This is a genomic window from Cryomorphaceae bacterium (genome assembly GCA_007695365.1).
GTDB lineage: Bacteria > Bacteroidota > Bacteroidia > Flavobacteriales_D > SKUL01 > SKUL01.
On sequence record REDV01000059.1, the window covers coordinates 1 to 17,418 of the forward strand.

The 17,418-nt window shown below is 47.9% G+C and carries 14 protein-coding genes; 8 read left to right on the forward strand and 6 right to left on the reverse strand.

Annotated elements, in window-relative coordinates; genetic code table 11:
- Nucleotides 1-150 precede the first annotated feature (150 nt).
- Complete coding sequence (locus EA392_03585; GenBank protein TVR40500.1) at nucleotides 151-720, forward strand: sigma-70 family RNA polymerase sigma factor; 570 nt, start codon at nucleotides 151-153, stop codon at nucleotides 718-720.
- Nucleotides 720-1,436, forward strand: coding sequence for a tetratricopeptide repeat protein (locus EA392_03590; protein TVR40501.1), 717 nt, complete (start codon nucleotides 720-722; stop codon nucleotides 1,434-1,436). The genes EA392_03585 and EA392_03590 overlap by 1 nt, the downstream gene beginning before the upstream one ends.
- A gap of 417 nt (nucleotides 1,437-1,853) precedes the next feature.
- On the opposite strand, the gene EA392_03595 is transcribed toward EA392_03590, so the two are convergent.
- Complete coding sequence (locus tag EA392_03595) at nucleotides 1,854-4,250, reverse strand: CHAT domain-containing protein (protein TVR40502.1); 2,397 nt, start codon at nucleotides 4,248-4,250, stop codon at nucleotides 1,854-1,856.
- 378 nt (nucleotides 4,251-4,628) lie between these two features.
- Nucleotides 4,629-5,237: a TlpA family protein disulfide reductase gene (locus tag EA392_03600; GenBank protein TVR40503.1), complete on the reverse strand. Its 609-nt coding sequence runs from the start codon at nucleotides 5,235-5,237 to the stop codon at nucleotides 4,629-4,631.
- 81 nt (nucleotides 5,238-5,318) lie between these two features.
- Here EA392_03600 and EA392_03605 point away from each other — a divergent pair, with 81 nt between their 5' ends.
- Together EA392_03605 and EA392_03610 are read left to right on the forward strand one after the other, a co-directional pair.
- Entirely contained in the window at nucleotides 5,319-6,764 is a 1,446-nt protein-coding gene (locus tag EA392_03605) for a T9SS C-terminal target domain-containing protein (protein ID TVR40504.1), read from the forward strand.
- 424 nt (nucleotides 6,765-7,188) lie between these two features.
- Nucleotides 7,189-8,736, forward strand: a complete 1,548-nt coding sequence (locus EA392_03610) for a T9SS C-terminal target domain-containing protein (GenBank protein TVR40505.1) — start codon at nucleotides 7,189-7,191, stop codon at nucleotides 8,734-8,736.
- 237 nt (nucleotides 8,737-8,973) lie between these two features.
- Here EA392_03610 and EA392_03615 read toward each other — a convergent pair whose 3' ends face one another.
- Both EA392_03615 and EA392_03620 read right to left on the reverse strand, forming a co-directional pair.
- Nucleotides 8,974-10,671, reverse strand: a complete 1,698-nt coding sequence (locus EA392_03615) for a tetratricopeptide repeat protein (GenBank protein TVR40506.1) — start codon at nucleotides 10,669-10,671, stop codon at nucleotides 8,974-8,976.
- Complete coding sequence (locus tag EA392_03620) at nucleotides 10,596-11,390, reverse strand: hypothetical protein (protein TVR40507.1); 795 nt, start codon at nucleotides 11,388-11,390, stop codon at nucleotides 10,596-10,598. The genes EA392_03615 and EA392_03620 overlap by 76 nt, the downstream gene beginning before the upstream one ends.
- A gap of 111 nt (nucleotides 11,391-11,501) precedes the next feature.
- On the opposite strand from EA392_03620, the gene EA392_03625 reads away from it, so the two are divergent.
- From EA392_03625 to EA392_03635, 3 genes are read left to right on the forward strand one after another with little or no spacing between them, the layout of a single operon-like run.
- A complete protein-coding gene (locus EA392_03625; GenBank protein ID TVR40508.1) occupies nucleotides 11,502-12,854 on the forward strand; it encodes an adenylosuccinate lyase in 1,353 nt (450 codons plus the stop codon).
- A 1-nt stretch (nucleotide 12,855) separates the two neighbouring features.
- Nucleotides 12,856-14,682: an ABC transporter ATP-binding protein gene (locus EA392_03630; protein TVR40509.1), complete on the forward strand. Its 1,827-nt coding sequence runs from the start codon at nucleotides 12,856-12,858 to the stop codon at nucleotides 14,680-14,682.
- Nucleotides 14,683-15,552 (forward strand): glycosyltransferase family 2 protein, encoded by an 870-nt coding sequence (locus tag EA392_03635; GenBank protein ID TVR40510.1) that lies wholly within the window; start codon nucleotides 14,683-14,685, stop codon nucleotides 15,550-15,552. It begins immediately after the preceding gene.
- 9 nt (nucleotides 15,553-15,561) lie between these two features.
- Here the strand turns inward: EA392_03635 and EA392_03640 are convergent, their stop codons facing one another.
- Complete coding sequence (locus EA392_03640) at nucleotides 15,562-15,966, reverse strand: DUF983 domain-containing protein (protein ID TVR40511.1); 405 nt, start codon at nucleotides 15,964-15,966, stop codon at nucleotides 15,562-15,564.
- 154 nt (nucleotides 15,967-16,120) lie between these two features.
- Here EA392_03640 and EA392_03645 point away from each other — a divergent pair, with 154 nt between their 5' ends.
- Nucleotides 16,121-16,663 (forward strand): hypothetical protein, encoded by a 543-nt coding sequence (locus EA392_03645; protein ID TVR40512.1) that lies wholly within the window; start codon nucleotides 16,121-16,123, stop codon nucleotides 16,661-16,663.
- Nucleotides 16,664-16,668: 5 nt separating this feature from the next.
- Here EA392_03645 and EA392_03650 read toward each other — a convergent pair whose 3' ends face one another.
- Entirely contained in the window at nucleotides 16,669-17,364 is a 696-nt protein-coding gene (locus tag EA392_03650) for a vancomycin high temperature exclusion protein (protein TVR40513.1), read from the reverse strand.
- Nucleotides 17,365-17,418 lie beyond the last annotated feature (54 nt).

The window sequence follows — 17,418 nt, forward strand, 5'->3', positions numbered from 1 at the left end:
TGAGGGAATCTCGATCGGCTCCCTCTTGCTCAATCCTGTCCTCCTCTTGCTCTATACTCTTGCTCCAAACTGTTTTCCCTCTTGCTCAAGACTCTTGCTCAATCCTCTAAATCGTATATTTGTTTTGCATAACCACAGGAACCAACCCAACTGAAATCCGACGACAATTATATCATCGCAGAAATTCTACGAGGTAACAACAGATGTCTTGGTGAACTGTACCGTATACATCGTGATGCCTTTATAAAAATGGTGCGACGGGATTTTGGTGCCAATGAGGAGCAGGCCAAGGATGCTTTTCAGGAAGCTCTGATTGCCTTTCATCAAAACATTTGCAGTAAAAAGCTGACGGAGCTTACCTGTAGTGTCCGGTCTTATTTGTTCCAGCTCGGAATACACAAAATCCTCAATCTTCTGAAAAAGGAGCGACGCCTGACTTACGATAACGATCTTCAATTGATTCAAGGGAAAGAATTCGAAGATTATATGAACGAAGACCGTTTAGAGTCTATTCAGGAACAAATTGGTAAGGCACTTGAAAAACTCCCCGAAGACTGCCGGAAAGTTTTGAAGTTGTATTACTACCACAACTATGATATGGATAGTATTGCCCGTGAAATGGGATACAAAAATGCCGATACGGCCAAATCGAAAAAGTTGCTGTCGATGAAAAAGTTGCTGACTGAATTGAAGAGAATGACATTGTTATTGTTGCTTTGATGAACATACCCGAAGAATATATCATCTTGTTTGAGTCCTATGGACGGGGAGAACTTTCCGATCAGGAGAAGAAAGATTTTGAAGCGCGCTTATCGTACGATACGGATTTTGGGGAAGCTTTTGCCCGGTTCCGGCTTATTGAAAAAGGCATTCAGGAGCATTATCGCAATGAACTTCGGGATAATTTTAAGGAAATTGACAAAGAGCTGGATAGTAAATCTCCCGGTGTGATTAACTTCAGAAAGCTGGTCTGGATAGGTACATCGGTGGCCGCCGTGTTGCTCATTGGGTTGTCTGTTTACCACAATTTTTCCCACGATCACAAGTACAAAGAACTGGCACTACAATACTGGCCAGAGGAGGAAGGCCTGCCGGTAAAAATGAGCACAGCAGGTAAGTATGATGCCGCAATGAATGCCTATAAACAAAGTCAATGGGCAGAAGCCGAAGCATTACTCACGGAAATTTCTTCTTCGGATACCGCGCTGTATTTCCTGGGTATTGTGCATTTTAAACAAGAGAATTACACTGAAGCGTTGGAGCATTTCAGTAGAGTACCTGAATATTCACGTTGGTTTCCCGAAAGTGAGTTTAGACGGGCATTAATATTTATGATAAAAAATGAGCCTGACTCTACTTCCATTATTCTAAACCGTCTGATGAAGGCACAATCTGGGTGTGAAAGTAAGGCAAAAGAATTATTGCTGAAAATTTAGGCGTTAAAGTCGCTTACTGTTTACTATTTCGATGGATAAACAGAAGTTTTAATGATCAGCCTAAATTGAAATGCACAGAAAACTGCTGTTTAGTATCATTCATTTGTTTGTAAGAAGTCATTTCGATCGAACTACGTTTTTTATTATCGTGGCGACTCTATTGATAGGTTGGGCGAAATACAAGAGTGAACGTTTTCAATGTTTAAATGGAGATTGTGCATATTCCGAGGAGGGCGAGTTTTTCACGCTTGCCGAATGTCATCGTAAATGTTTCGTCAATAGCCAGGACAGTGTGCCCCGGGTTTTAAACGCCAAACAATGATATTATGGGAAAGATTACCTGATTCATTTAGCATTCTTGCCATTCAACCCATGTTATACAATGGGCTAAAGACCAATGAATTGTTTCGGTTCAAATCACCGTTTTCGCCACCATATACCCAACGTAATCGCGACAATCAATCCCACAGCGGCCATTTGCCAAAAACGAAAAGGTTCGGAAAGCACTTCAGATTCGAACACGATATCCCGCCCCACCAGCCAATGCCCTGCCCAATAATACGGCGCGGCCTGGTTTGAATTTGCCGCTTGTGCGATGTGCGCATGTTTCGCCTGTCGCAAGGCGGAGGAAGAAGTTTCGCCTTGGCGCAGATGCTGGTAGAATTCACCCATAATACGATTGGAGGTTTTGTCGTCCACCTCCCACAGGTTGCTGAGCACGGATCGGGCACCGGCGCTGAAAAAAGCGCGGGTAAAGCCGTGTACACCATCGTCGGTAAATACTATTCCCCGCGACGAATTACAAGCATTCAGCACCACCAAATGGGAATTGATTTTGTGCTGATAAACCTCGTTTAATCTCAATCTGGTGTGCCCCAGCACCAATTCAGAATATTCCGAATGATCGGGTTCGATAAGACCATGCGTGCTGAGGTGAACCACCGATGCGGGGGTATTGAACAATTGAGCGATATCAATGACCGAATCGGTAAACGCTTTTCCCCACTTCTGTTGCTCCGCTGTTTTAGCCAACTGCCGCGAAAAAGGCAATTCAGAAAATGAGCTATTGGCAAGCGCTGCCGGTGCATAAAGTGCCAATGAGAATGGCATCGTATCCGGTTTCGACTGAAATGTAGCAGAGGAAAGCACGTATTCTGTTTCAAAACGATTGATAAAGTAATCCAGCTTTCGGTAATCTTTGGAATCTATTCCTTCATCAGAACAGAGCAGTGCGTCAAACGGAATGTTATTCGTTTCGCCGTACGGACAGATATACAGCTTGTTAATGCCCGTAAAGTCTATTTCGCCGAACATGTCGGCATAAAGGCTCAGCGCATTTTCACAATAGCTGTTGTAGTCCGGGTTGATAATTGACGCATTGAGGCTCTTGATTCGCGGTCGAATGGGGAATGGCAGAGAATGTGTCACCACCGTGTCGGGGAATATGGCCATGACTATGTTCTGTTTCGATAGGTAAAGAAACAAGTCCAGGAAACACTCGCCCGGTTTGAGCTGCTGCTGAAGTTGTTGAAGGGAAAGATGTGTCTTTGGCCGTGTCTCTCCGTCAGAATACTTGATAAGATCAAAGTATTTCAATCGCTGATTGGCCGAAAACATTTTTTCAAGAGAAAAATCTCTTCCCAGTCGTTGTTTTTCCAGCTCAAGATAATAAGTGAGATTGTAGGGAATAAGGTGATAAGTGGCCAGATACTGATTAATGTGTTTGGATGTAAACTCCCCGTGAATAATTTTCCAAAGTGAAGTGGCGATGGTGTTGAGCTGAATCAGCCGGTCAAAATATTCCGGGTTCTCTGTTTGGTGGAATACGTCAATCAAGTTCACGGAATAAACCCTGAGGCACATCAAAAGATCAATCTTGTTCGGGATAGCGCGCAACAATTCCTCGTTGGTGGAATCTGAAATCCCCCACGCGTTCAATGCTTTTTCAAAGTGTTTGTTCGAAGCAGAATATTTTTCAGGTTGCCTTTCGATGGGGACGCGCCAATAACTCATGGCCTGTACAAAATGGGTAAGTGCCTTTTCATAGTGTGTGTCATCATACAATTCGGCCCAAATGTTCAACGCCCGGTTGTAGTACTTATTCGCAGAAGCAAAAAACTGTTCACCTTCCTGCTCTTTCCCAGGTGTTTGATATCCACGACCAATCATGTCCTGGTATGCATTACCAAGCAGGTGGTAGGTTTTGGCCAGGTGGTGCCTTGGTGTTTGGTGCGCCAATTGAAATTCAACTGAGCGTTCGTATAGCCTCCAAACTTCGGAGTACACAGGATGCCATTTGTCGTATTCATATCCATCATAAGTGGCAAGTAGTTTATCCGATTGCGCAAGGATGTTCCATATCCGGTAAATATCAATTTCGAGTTGTTGTTCAGTCGTCAGGTTTTGAATCAGAAGGCGACAACTGTCGGCAAAAGCTTTGGCCTGCAGATGGTGAATTTTTTCGTAGTGATAACTGGAAAGCAGGGCGTAATTCCACGCGAGTCGGTAGTCGCCTTTCTTGTATAACTGATTTCTGAGCGCATTGGCCTTTTTCCAATACACGAGCGCCTGTTCCACGTCACCGCGGATTTTGTAAACAAAGCCGCGAAGGGTGTAAAGTTCAGATTGAAAAGCCGTTGAAACTGAGGTGTCCGCAAGAAGTTTTTGAATTTCACTTTCGGCATCAACGAGTTGCCCGGAAAACAAAAGTTGATTTATTCTAGCCGAATGCTGCACTTCCTCAATCTGCGCATTGATTTCATGGAAAAACAGGCTCCAAAAACAAATCAATACAAATACAGGAAATTTTAACATCAAAATGAGGTTGCAGCGGGTTGGTGTCGCGGAACGCAAGATAGGCAGAATTGAGCAAGAGAGAAAGCAGCAAGAGCGCGAGTTTTGAGTTTTGAGGGAGTTATGAATCACGATCGAGGACCGATCCTCTTGCTCAAAACTCTTGCTCCAAACTGGTATTGGAACAGCAAGAGCACGAGTTTCGAGTTTTGAGGGAGTTTAGAATGACACAGTCTTTCTCTCTTGCTCGAGACTCAAACTCCACACTGTCCTTGACTGTCCCCCCTCTTGCTCAAAACTCTTGCTCAAAACTCTTGCTCAAAACTGTTGCTCCAAACTGACTTCCTCTTGCTCAAAACTCTTGCTCAAAACTGTTGCTCCAAACTGACTTCCTCTTGCTCAAAACTCTTGCTCCCTGCTGTCTTCCCCAATTACTAGCTCCACGGCTTTCTTACTTCCCCAATTCCGCATTCCTTCCGATCGGTGGATGATTTCGTTCGCGGTGTTGATGACCAGGGTAGTTGGGAGCGAAGATGCCTCAAGTTCAGGGGGTGCGTTTTGGAGGGGAAAATACACGGGTAGGTCCCAACCGTGGTTTTCGAGAAAGGCCCTTACTTTTTCGGGCGGGTCGTAGGTAACCAGTACAAAATGGGCTTCACCACCGGTTTGTTCCATCAATGACAGGATAGACGGCATCTCTGCACGGCAAGGTGCACACCACGTAGCCCAGAAATTCAGAAACAAGGGTTTGTCCGAAAAATCCGCCAAAACGAATCTGTTGCCGTTGAGGTCGGCAAGTTGCCAGTTCAGTGTCGAAGCGTCAAGCGCCTGCTTTTCATTGGCCTTCGTGCTCCCGAAAATTCCGGTTTGAATCAATCCGCGCTGAACCCATACTCTGCCATCGGGGATTACCAATAGAACGAGCACCGTCAAAAGTACTGCATCCCAAAAGATGGATACCGGCCCTCGCTGTTTGTAACGCTCCCAAAAATGCTTGATTTTTTGCATGCACAAAGGTAGTAGGAGGATGGTTGACTATCCGTATGATATGTTACACACTATACCATTTGCCCTTGATTGGTCCGGGCATTGTGCACCTTTATTGAGTTAATACCGGGCTTTGTCGGTTTTTGGAAACCAGCTAGCGCCCACACCGTATCAGAGCATATTCAAATCAATACAGACATGATACGCCAAGTTCTTGTGATTTTCTTTTTTTCAGGATGGATTTTTTCGACCTACAGTCAGGATTTACTTCCCCATATAGGAGTGTCATCTCAACCAGAATGGAATGACACAATTTGTGAACCTCCGGTATATGATGGCAGCTTTCATGAAGTGGGGTTGTTTGTTGGTGATGTGGCACCTGATTTCACTCTTTACAATACCCTCGGTGAAGAGCGTCAGTTATCGCAGATGCTTGCTTCGGGTAAACACGTGATGATCGTGAACGGAAGCTATACCTGTTGGAGATTTCGCGATGAAATTCCTACCATAAACACCATTACAGAGCTTTTTGAGGACCAAATGGAGACATTCGTTGTTTATACAGTTGAGGCCCATCCTCATATCGATCTATCACCCTATTCCGGCACATTGTCCACCGGAGCTCGCAATTTTCAAGACAGCGTATTGCTGCGCCAGCCCACTACCTATGGTGAGCGTCTTCAGAATATTCAGTTTATGACAGAGCGAGACCCTGTTGTTCCTGAGATATTGTTGGATGGAACATGTAATGAGTGGTGGCTCAATTATGGAACAGCTGCTAATCATGCCTATCTTATTGACCCAAATGGTGTGATACAGATACGGCATACATGGTTTAATCAGCCACCCCTGGATATTCAGTGTGAACTCACAGAATATTTTGAGCTCCCGTCTCCGGGTTGTGCCGAGATTGGAACATTTGGATCTTTTGAGATTGAGGTGGATGAAGAACAGGGTACTTTTCAAGAAGGTATTGCCGGACATACGTTAATAGTGCCAGTTACCATTCGGAATTTGTCTGAAACGGATTTTGTCTTTACGGAGATTATGCGTGAATCTGTTAACACTCCTCAAGCATGGCTAACCGCTTTGTGTGTTGATATTTGTTTGTCGCCTGGAGTGAACGAAACAACTGCAGCCATTGCACCTGGCGAATCACAATCGTTTACCTTTTACTTTTTTACGGACCATGAACCCGGCGAAGGGTCTGCGGTGGTGCGGTTCAAGAATGCAACGAACGCTTTAAACACAGAATGGGTAACCTTTTCAGTAAGTACCCAAAGCGACGAAACCATTACAAGCCTGGAGTTGGTAAATGAGCCGCAAATCCGATTGTATCCCAATCCCGCTTCACACTGGCTGAGGGTTGATGGTCTCGGTTATGACAACACACCGTGGCAGATTTTTAATTCAGCGGGTCGTCTCACTGATGAGGGCTACTTTCACACAGGTGAAAACAATGTGTCGGTTGCGCACCTTCAAAAAGGAGTGTACGTGATAAGAATAGGTGCTTACCCTGCACAGGTGTTGAGATTTGTGAAGCACTGATGAGCAGTTTTAGGTTACGTGCCTTTGCCACATGGTGGTGACGCTCGCCCAATTAAGGTCTTGGCAATAGCATGGTAGGGCGCAAGGATTTGTTAATCAATAATATAAATTCATTTCCCAATTTGCTGGCCTGGTAAACACACTCAATGTTATGGTTCGGTGTGCGCGGAACATAAGACTTCTAAAGTGCCTGTTGCCCAATCATGCTGTGTATGCGTATCCATGAAAACACATAAGACCGTGTAATAAATGATAAGTATTATCACGGGCTATGGCTCATGAAGCGGCGCGTACTTTTGTTCGAAATACAGCCTGTTTTTTTGATGCTAGTCACAAAAAATGCCATTTTGCTTCGAGTCCCGGGGCAATTTAGAGGCTAAATCATAGTGGCGTCCCAAAAAGATGTTTTTTACATTGAAGATACATGCAGGTTTATCCTGCGTACAGAGCTATTCGTCGATTGTGTGCTTGTGTGTGCTTTCTGACGATGGATGAAAACCTGCAGTTGGTTTGTAGTGGTTTGGAAGTATGTTGGTGCCGTTTAGGATACCAACATCCACCATGGGTTGCAAGAACAGAAAAGGTGGGTCTTTGTATTATTAGGGCAACCTGTATTGAAACCATTATGAAACCATTTTACATTGCGACTGTCGTCGCGTTGTCTAGTTTTTCTATCTCCTTAGCTCAGAACCTTGAGCCCCACATTGGGTTGAGTTCGCAGCCGCAGCCTTCAGATTCTATTTGCCCTATTCCGCTGGCACCATCCTTCATGGATAATGAAGGTTATATGGTAGGAGAGGTAGTAGCTGATTTTACCCTTTATTCCCATGATGGACAAGAAGTAACACTTTCTGAGGTCCTGGCGGAAAATAAACCGGTTTTACTGGTAGGATCCAACTATTCATGTTGGCGTTTTCGCGATCAGATTGCGCCTATTAATGCCATCGTAGACTACTATGGCGATTTGTTGAATGCCTATTATGTCTATACGGTTGAAGCCCATCCACATATTGACATTTCGCCTTACAATGGTCAATTGTGGACCGGCCAACGCAATTTTGACGACGGTGTGCTTATTCGTCAGGCTGTAACTTACGGCGACAGGCTCGAGGCCATTGATGAAATGCTGGAGAACTATACCCCCATACCTCAGATTCTGGTAGATGGACCGTGTAATGAGTTTTGGCTGAACTACGGTCAAATGCCGAACCATGCTTATCTCATAGATCGTCATGGCATCGTACAGATACGCCAAACCTGGGTTAATTCGCCTCCCGCCGATTTGTGGTGTGAGCTTGGAGAGTATTTTGATGACATTACCCCCAACTGCAATGATGCCGGAGTAAACGGCAGTTTCGAGGTGGTGATTGATGAAGAGGCGGGAACGGTAGGTTATGGGTTTCCTGGTGAAACAATCATAGTTCCGGTGATGATTAATAACCTTTCCGAAACAGACAATGTGCACATAGAAATCAACCGTACAGAAGTCTATACACCTGATTCCTGGCAAACTTCCCTTTGTGTGGATATATGTTTAGCCCCTACTGTAAATACTACTACGACCGTGATTCCTCCGGGGGGCTCGCAGTCATTCAGCTTCTACTTTTTTACCGGTGCAGACGGTGAAGCTTCAGGTTCCGGGATTGTGCGTTTCAGCAATGCTGTGAACAGTGGAAACATCGAATACGTAGAATTTTCCGCTATCACACTTATTCCCACCAATGTGGATTCCGAAAACCAAAACCCCTTACAAGTTTACCCTGTTCCTGCCAGCAACATGCTCTTTCTTGAGCGGAATGGGTACGAACCCATGCCCTGGCAGATCTTTTCTTTAAGTGGAGCCTTGATTCAGGAAGGTACCATGGTTTCTGGACGCCATGAAATCGATATCAGTAACTTGCCGGCAGGAAGTTACCTGCTTCGCGGCGGCAGCAATGAGCAATGGGAGGTGAAGAGGTTTGTGAAAATGTAAATGGTTCCTGACAGAAACTACGGGTGCAGTTATTGGTGCCTTTGAATCCATCAGGGGCGTAACTCTCTCGGTTTCGTTCTCCAGAAGACACGCTTGACCCTTCCATGGTCGTTTTTATGTTTATCAGGCACCGCCGAATCTACCGAAGTGTTTTATTCTGTGTATGTTTCTGTTTACAATCAAAGCCGGGATTTAAGCGCAGCAAACGACTAATTCTCAATTTTCGACCCTAAACCCCTACCTCAACCCAAACGTTCTCCTAACCACCAAACGGCTCTGGTCAATATTGTCCAGATCCACCTTCTCGGTTAGGGGCCGGAAGCCGTCAACCTCCACGCGCACTTCGTAAACCTCACCCCGAAGCACCTTAAACTCAAACTCACCCCGCCGGTCGGTGCGGGTGTCGAACAAGGAGCGCCCTTTGCTGTCAAACAACATCACGGCGGCGTCGCGCATGGGGCGGTCGTTGTCGGCGTTGGTTACCGTGCCCTGCAAATACACCTGAGATACCACCTCCTCCTGCAAAATGTTGAACTCGCTCAAATCAACTTTGAAAATATCGCGCTCACCCAGAGAGCCTTCGTACTCGGCAGCGATGTACATGGTTTGATTGTCGGCCGTAAGGCTAAAAGTAGATTCTTCGTTTACCGTGTTGATGGGATATCCCAGGTTGATTGGACGCTTAGGTTCCCCGTCCACCAGTTCGCATCTAAATATATCATAGCTCCCCATGGTTTGGTGGCCGTTGGAGGCAAAGAACAAGTGCTTACCGTTGGGATGCACAAACACAAACTTTTCGTCGCCGGGTGTATTTACCAAGGGACCGAGGTTTCGGGGTTTGCCCCATCGGTTATCGCCACGACTTTCTGCCACGTAAATATCGCCCTGTCCTTCGCCTCCGGGGCGCTCGCTGATAAAATACAGGTACTTGCCGTCGGCAGTTACGCTCACCGAGCTTTCAAAATAAGACGTGTTGATGGGGCGCCCTAGCTTCTGCGCTTCCGACCATTCGCCGGTTTCCTCGTCAAGCCTGGAAAAATGAATGTTTCCGGCACTGGAAGCATCGTTCTTGTACACAAACATGCTCTTGCCGTCGGGAGCCACTGAGAGTACAGCGTCGTAAGAGGTGGTGTTGAGTTTTCCGGGTACTTGTTGGGCTGCCGTCCACTCGCCGGTTTTCCTGTCGAGCTCTGCAAAGAATATGTTCTCAAAGTACTTGTAGTCACCGCGTCTGTCAATACCGCCTCCCTTTACATCGGGTCGGCGTGAGGTAAAAAATAACCGTGAACCATCAGCGGTAATAGAAGGTGTGTAGTCATCGAAACGCGAGTTAATTTGCCGCCCCATGTTTGATATCTTCACATTTCGTGGTTGTTGCATCATCATCTTGGCAAACTGACACTGCTCAATATAGGTGTCAACATCGTAGTAATAGTTGTTGGCTCTGCCCGTGGTTGCCCTGAAAGTGCGAAAATGCTCAATGGCTTCGTCCAATTCGGCAAGCCGGTGATGGGTCATGCCCAGCCAGTAGTGGATTTCCTTGTGCACATCCGCGTCGAGTTCCAATGCTGTTTGAAGATACTTTTTGGCCAGATCGTAGTTTTTGAGTGCGTAATGACACTCGCCAATCCGAAAGGTAGCAGCCGCGTGATCGGGCACGGCTTCGAGCACCACCCGGTATTCGTTCAATGCCCCGCGCACATTCCTGTCGAGAAACATTTGCCGTGCGTTGGCCATGCGGATGGGAATGATGCCCGCTTTTTTGTCTTCCGTATCCTGCTCAACCACTGCCTGGGCTTGCAAAAAATGGTTGTCGGCGGCTAAGAGTAGAAGAGTGAGGAGTAGGAAGCGTAAGAGGGTCATGGGTTCAGTGCGTTTTGAAGATTTTCGTTCAGGTTGTACTTGCGATGCAGCGCTAAAGTTGCACCCACACATCCCAAAATCGGGGCCACAGTAATTCCCACTACCGGAATGCGCATAAGCAAATCAAAAAGTGCTCCGTTCGAAACGGCCATCAAGCGGTTGCGCCGCACGAGTCGTACCCCTTTTGGCAAGTTGAGCCGGTGCCGTTCGCTCGTGTAGTCCATCATCGAAAAGCCGTAAAAATAAGCACTCACTGCAAATGCCACGATAAACAGCACCGGACTGATGGGCGGAAAGAGCAGTCCTACAATGGTGAAGCCTGCAATCCACAGCATTTCAATGGCAAAATTGCGAATAGCCACAACTGACCCGCGCATGGCATCGCTCATCAATTGGCTCACCGAAAAAGGATATTCCTTTCCTGTGAGAATGGTTTCGGTTTTTTCGCTGAGATAGGCAAGCACCGGACTTAACGCCACCAGCGCGATGTACTTGTTAAAGGTCCAGAATATATAGGTGGTGGCAATCCAAATGGAAATGGCCACGAGAGCGCGCATCACAGTAGCCGTCCAACCTTCCAGATCATCGCGGGTATGATCGAGCCCCGTCCAGTTGCTGAGCAAATCGTTCAGGTAGTCAATCAATCCCGACTTGAAATAAAACAACACCACCAATACCAACAACGAAATCAGGATGGGAAACAGAAAAAAGTAGCCCAGCCTGTTGCGGCGAATAAAGCCGAGGGCTTCGAGGTAGGTGCTCAATCCGATGTACCAGTCTGACCGTTGCATGACGCTGCTAAAAATACACTTTGACGTGGAATCGGGCCTCACTCCATTGCAGCGTAGCTCCTCAACGCACCATGGGCCAATTTCACTACTTTTGCCCTTTAAGTCGCAACCATGCAATTAGACACGCTTAAGGCCATATCGCCGGTGGATGGACGCTACCGGAAGGCCACGGAAGAACTGGCCGGTTATTTTTCAGAATCAGCACTCATTCGCTACCGCGTAATGGTGGAGGTTGAATACTTTATCGCGCTCTGTAAAATTCCTCTGCCTCAGTTACAGTTCTTCGACCACAAGCATTTTGAAGAGCTCCGCAACCTCTATCTTGACTTCAGCCTGAGCGATGCCCAGCACATCAAGGAAACGGAAACCATCACCAACCACGACGTGAAGGCGGTGGAGTATTTCATCAAAACCAAACTGGATGAGATGAGCCTGAGCCAGTTCAAGGAGTTTGTGCATTTCGGGCTGACCTCGCAGGACATTAACAACACGGCGGTTCCGGCAAGCATCAAAGACGCCATGTATGAAGTGGTGCTTCCGCTGCTCGAAAAGCTCAATAACAAACTCAAAGAACTTGCGCTATTGTGGTCTGAGATTCCAATGCTGGCCCGAACCCACGGTCAGCCGGCCTCTCCCACTATTTTAGGTAAGGAAATCAAGGTGTTTCAGGAGCGACTTACGCAGCAACTGGAGCAATTACAACTTGTGCCCTTTGCGGCTAAATTTGGCGGTGCTACGGGAAACTTCAACGCGCACCACGTGGCCTACCCGGAGATAGAATGGATGGATTTTGCCAACCATTTTGTGAACGACACCCTCAACCTGAAGCGTTCGCAAACCACCACGCAGATTGAGCACTATGACCACCTTGCCGCCCTGTGCGACAACCTGAAACGCATCAACACCATTGTGCTCGATCTGAACCGCGATATGTGGACCTACATTTCAATGGATTATTTTAAACAGCAAATCCGCGAGGGAGAAGTAGGCTCGTCGGCCATGCCGCACAAGGTCAACCCCATTGATTTTGAAAACTCCGAAGGAAACCTCGGCGTGGCCAATGCCCTGCTGGAGCACCTGGCCGCCAAACTGCCGGTTTCCCGTTTGCAGCGTGACCTTACCGACAGCACCGTGCTGCGCAATATAGGAATGCCAATGGCGCACATGCTCATTGCCTACAAAGCCACGCTTAAAGGGCTGAACAAGCTACTTATTAACCGCGAGGCCATTGATACCGATCTCGAAAATAACTGGGCCGTGGTGGCCGAAGCAATTCAAACTGTGCTGCGTCGGGAGGCCTACGAAGCACCCTACGAGGCGCTCAAGTCCCTCACCCGTACGCATGGCAAAATCAACAAAGAGGCCATTACAGCGTTTGTGGACTCGCTTGAAATTGACCCCGACCTGAAAGAAGAGCTCAAGGCCATCACACCGCAGAATTACACCGGCATCAACCAGCTCTAACATGCGAAAGCTCAAGCACATCATTGGTTTTGCGCTCCATTACAAGGGATATGCGCTGCTCAACGTGCTGTGCAACACTTTGTATGTGGTGTTCAACCTGTTGTCGCTACTGCTTTTTATACCCTTTTTGCGACTGCTTTTCAGCGAACAGGAAATCACCTACGAGAAGCCCGCGTTTTCGTTCAGTACCGAGTGGGGCGAACAATACTTCAACTACCTGATGGGCAGCTTTGTGCGCGAAAATGAAAAGCTCGACTCGCTGCTTTTTATCTGCTTTGTGGTGCTGCTGCTTTTCTTCCTCAAAAACCTGTTTCGCTACCTCGCCATGTTCTTTTTGGCTGCGGTGAGGCACGGTGTGGTGCGCGACCTTCGCGAAAGTCTTTTTAACCGAACCATAGACTTACCCCTGGGCTATTTCAGTGAAGAGCGCAAAGGCGATTTGATAGCCCGCCTCACCAACGACGTGCAGGAGGTGAACTACAGTGTAATGAGCGGCTTGGAATTACTTTTTCGCGACCCGCTCAGCATTGTGATATCGCTGGCTGCGCTGTTTTTTATTAGTCCGCAGCTCACGCTTTTGTCGCTCGTGCTGATGCCCCTTAGTGCGCTGGCCATCGGTCGGGTGAGCAAGAGCCTGAAACGCACATCGGGCAAGGTGCAAAAGCAGTTTGGTGAGTTGGTCAATAGCATTGAGGAAGGGCTTGGTGGCGTTAAGATTATCAAGGCCTTCAACGCGCAAACCTTTATCAAAGAGCGATTCAGGGAGCAAAACAACCGCTACAACGAACTTAACGTGCGGGCTCATCGCAAACTGGATTTGGCCTCGCCGCTCAGCGAATTTCTCGGCGCGGCAGTGATGGTCACGCTGGTATGGTACGGCGGAAACCTCATTTTAAACCCCGGGGTCAAGGCGCCCATTGATGGAGGAGCATTTATCGGCTTTATTATTGTTTTTTCACAGGTGATGAGACCCGTGCAGGCCATTAGTTCAGCATATTCTAATCTTCAGAAAGGAGCAGCCGCGCTCCACAGGATTGAAGAAGTGATGCAGGCCCGCGACAGTGTTGCCGAGGCCGTGCATGCAAGGTCCATTCAGGTATTTGAGCGAAACATCGCCTATCAGGGGGTGAGTTTCGCCTACGGTAAAAAACCGGTTCTGAACGACATCCATCTCGAAATCCCTAAAGGGACCTCAGTGGCCCTGGTGGGCGAATCCGGAGCAGGCAAGAGCACGCTGGCCGATTTGCTGCCTCGTTTTTACGACCCCACGATAGGAAAAATAACCATCGACGGGCACGACATCAGCCAACTGAAAATTGCAGACCTGCGCAATCTCTTTGGAATTGTGACCCAAAACCCTATTCTTTTCAACGATTCGGTGTACAGGAACATCGCCTTCGGAATGAATGATGTGCCCATGGCCGAAATTGAGCGGGCTGCCCATATTGCCAACGCCCACGGGTTTATTGAGCAACTCGAAAACGGCTACTACACCACCATTGGCGACGGCGGCGGCAAACTAAGCGGCGGACAGCGGCAGCGATTGAGCATTGCGCGCGCCGTGCTGAAGAACCCACCCATTCTCATTCTGGATGAAGCCACTTCGTCCCTTGATACCGAGTCGGAAAAACTCGTGCAGGACGCCCTTTTCAGACTGATGGAGAACAGAACCTCGCTGATCATCGCACATCGCCTTAGCACCATTCAGCACTGCGACGAAATCATCGTGATGAAAGACGGATCCATCATTGAGCGCGGAAAACACCAGGAGTTGTACGATCGCGGCGGGGTGTACCGAAAACTTATTGAACTGCAAAGCTTTGGGTAAATGAAAGTGAGCGGTTTCAGCTTTATTCGCAACGCCGAAAAGTTTGACTACCCGATTGTTGAGGCCCTGCAATCCATTCTTCCGCTGTGCGATGATGTAGTGGTTGCCGTGGGGAAATCCAACGACAATACCCGCGATTTGGTAGCTGCGGTCAGTCCAAAAATCCGCATTGTTGATACCGAGTGGAACGACGCACTTCGCGAAGGCGGCAGGGTGCTGGCCGAAGAAACGAACAAGGCGCTGGATGCTGTTTCGGCCGACAGCGACTGGGCATTGTACATTCAGGGCGATGAGGTGCTGCACGAAAAAGACCATGCCGCCATCCTCGCGGCCATGCAGCGCTGGAAGGATGACCCGGGCGTGGAAGGTTTGCTCTTCAACTACCGACACTTTTACGGCTCCTACGATTACGTGGCCGATTCGCGCAGGTGGTATCGCCGGGAAATCCGCGCAGTGCGTCCGGAAAAGGCCATTCGCTCCTACCGCGACGCGCAGGGTTTTCGCAAAAACGGGCAAAAGCTTTGGGTGAAACCGGTCAATGCCACCGTTCACCACTACGGCTGGGTGAAGGACCCGCGTCGCCAGCAGGCCAAGCAACAGGAATTCAATAAACTCTGGCATCCCGACCATAAGGTGAAAAATATGGTAGGTGAAGCCGAAAGCTTTGATTACTCGGGCATTGAATCACTCACTCGTTTTGGGGGCAGCCACCCCGCTGTGATGAATCCCAGGCTGCAACGGCTCAACTGGAAACTTAGCTTGGATACCGAAAAGAAAAAATTCTCACTCAAAGAGCGATTCTTAAAATGGCTGGAAGATACAACAGGCTGGAGAGCAGGTGAGTACCGAAATTATCGCATTCTACGCTAAGAAAAGCAGCTATTCTTCCTCGTAGTTTACTTTGCGCTGCACAAACATGTGTATCCACAGCGAGCGACTGAGGCGGTACAGCACCGGGAGCAGCACCACTAGCAGCGTGATACCCAATACAATGGTTAGCACAGGGTTTTCGAAAAAGCTGTAGGAAATAAGCCCGATAAAATCAAAGGTATAAAGCGCCACCACCACGGCCACCCAAAGGGCCACGGTAAGAGCGTAGCTTACATAGGCAGCCCCGAAGTAAAAACCCGGTTCGCGCTGGAAATTTGCTGCGCATTGGGTGCACTTTTTCTCCATGTTCATAAACCCAGAGGCATAGGGATTTGATTTCACAAAGAGGCGCCCCTCATGACATGAAGGGCAGCGATTGGTAAGCATCGCTACAAATTTGCCGGGTGTTTTCATGCAGCAAAGATAGTGTGCTTAAAGCGATACGAAGGTAACGCGCGTTACCGTTTGGGCCGTGCATAACTTTGTGGATAATCGGTTTTAACCTGCGCCCCGACCTCCTGAGATGACTTCTTACATTTGTAAGCAATCAAAACCCGATTGCAGCGATATGATAACACTGTTTGGCCGGAAGAAACTTACGGAAAACACCATCGCAAACATCTTTGTCAACTCGCTCGTGGATTTGGTTGACAAAGGTTTTGAAGACGTAGCAGAGCTCATTCGTACAGACCCCAGTTTTGTCCGCTCTCCGCAAATTGACCCCAACAATTCCGATCCCTTTCTGCTCATACTTGTGGCCGGAAATATTTCGTACATCCCCAAGTACTTCAACAGCGGGCAGGACCGTCGTATTATTGAGCTGAGCATGGAAAAGCTGGCCAATATGTACGACATGGAAAAGTTGGAGTTTGCGACGTTGGTAAAGGAATACAAAACCCTGATGACGCGCCTTAACCACCCGTCAAAGAATACGCTCTATGCCATGTCTAAAGCGGTGTTTGCGAAATACAACCTCAACGAATTCCAGGAGGAATATTTCCGCGATCTCAATACGCCCAACCCCATTTTCCTTAAGAAAATGAATGAAATCATGGAGCATTTCATCTGGAACTGGGAAGCCTTTTTCGACAAGTATAAGGTGAGTTCCTAAGCGGCTCAGCCTTCCGCTGCCCCTGCTGCTACATCTTCTATTTCTACCTCTTCCTGTGGAAGTGCGATGTCAATGCGCGGCCCGAGAAATTTTGGCTGTGTATTCAGGATGTGCACATCGAGCCACATGCGGGTTCGGGCAAATTTCTCGCGAAGATTGGTTTTGAGTCCGTAGCTGGCATCTACATCCCTGGCATTGAAACCAATGGCATCTACTCCAATGTGGCGGGCAATGTACAGCGCCCGCTCATTGTGAAATCGCTGCGATACCACAATCACGTTGGTTTCACCAAATACCTCCTTGCAGCGAACCATTGAATCGAAGGTGCGGAAACCGGCATAATCCAGAAAAATCCTCTCAGCAGGAACGCCCATTTTCACCAGGTCGCGTTTGATGGTAGTGGGTTCGTCGTATTCCTTCACGGAGTTATCTCCACTAATCAGCAAAAACTCAACTTTTCCCGATTGATAAAGGGTCGCAGCGGCTTCCAGACGATGCCTATAGTAGAGATTCACTCCGCCCGAAACACGGTATTTGGCCGTTCCAAGCACAACTGCCAGCTTGCGAGCCGGAACCTCATCCGGAGTATTGAAGCACCGCACACACTCATGCGAAACCCGTAAATCTATCAATGCAATCAGCATCAAGGTTATCAGAACGACCTCTCCAATAGCCCATATGACGCTTTTGACTTTCTTCATTGAATGCGCAGTGCAGATTGCCGCAATATACAACGGCTGGCACGCACCTGTGAG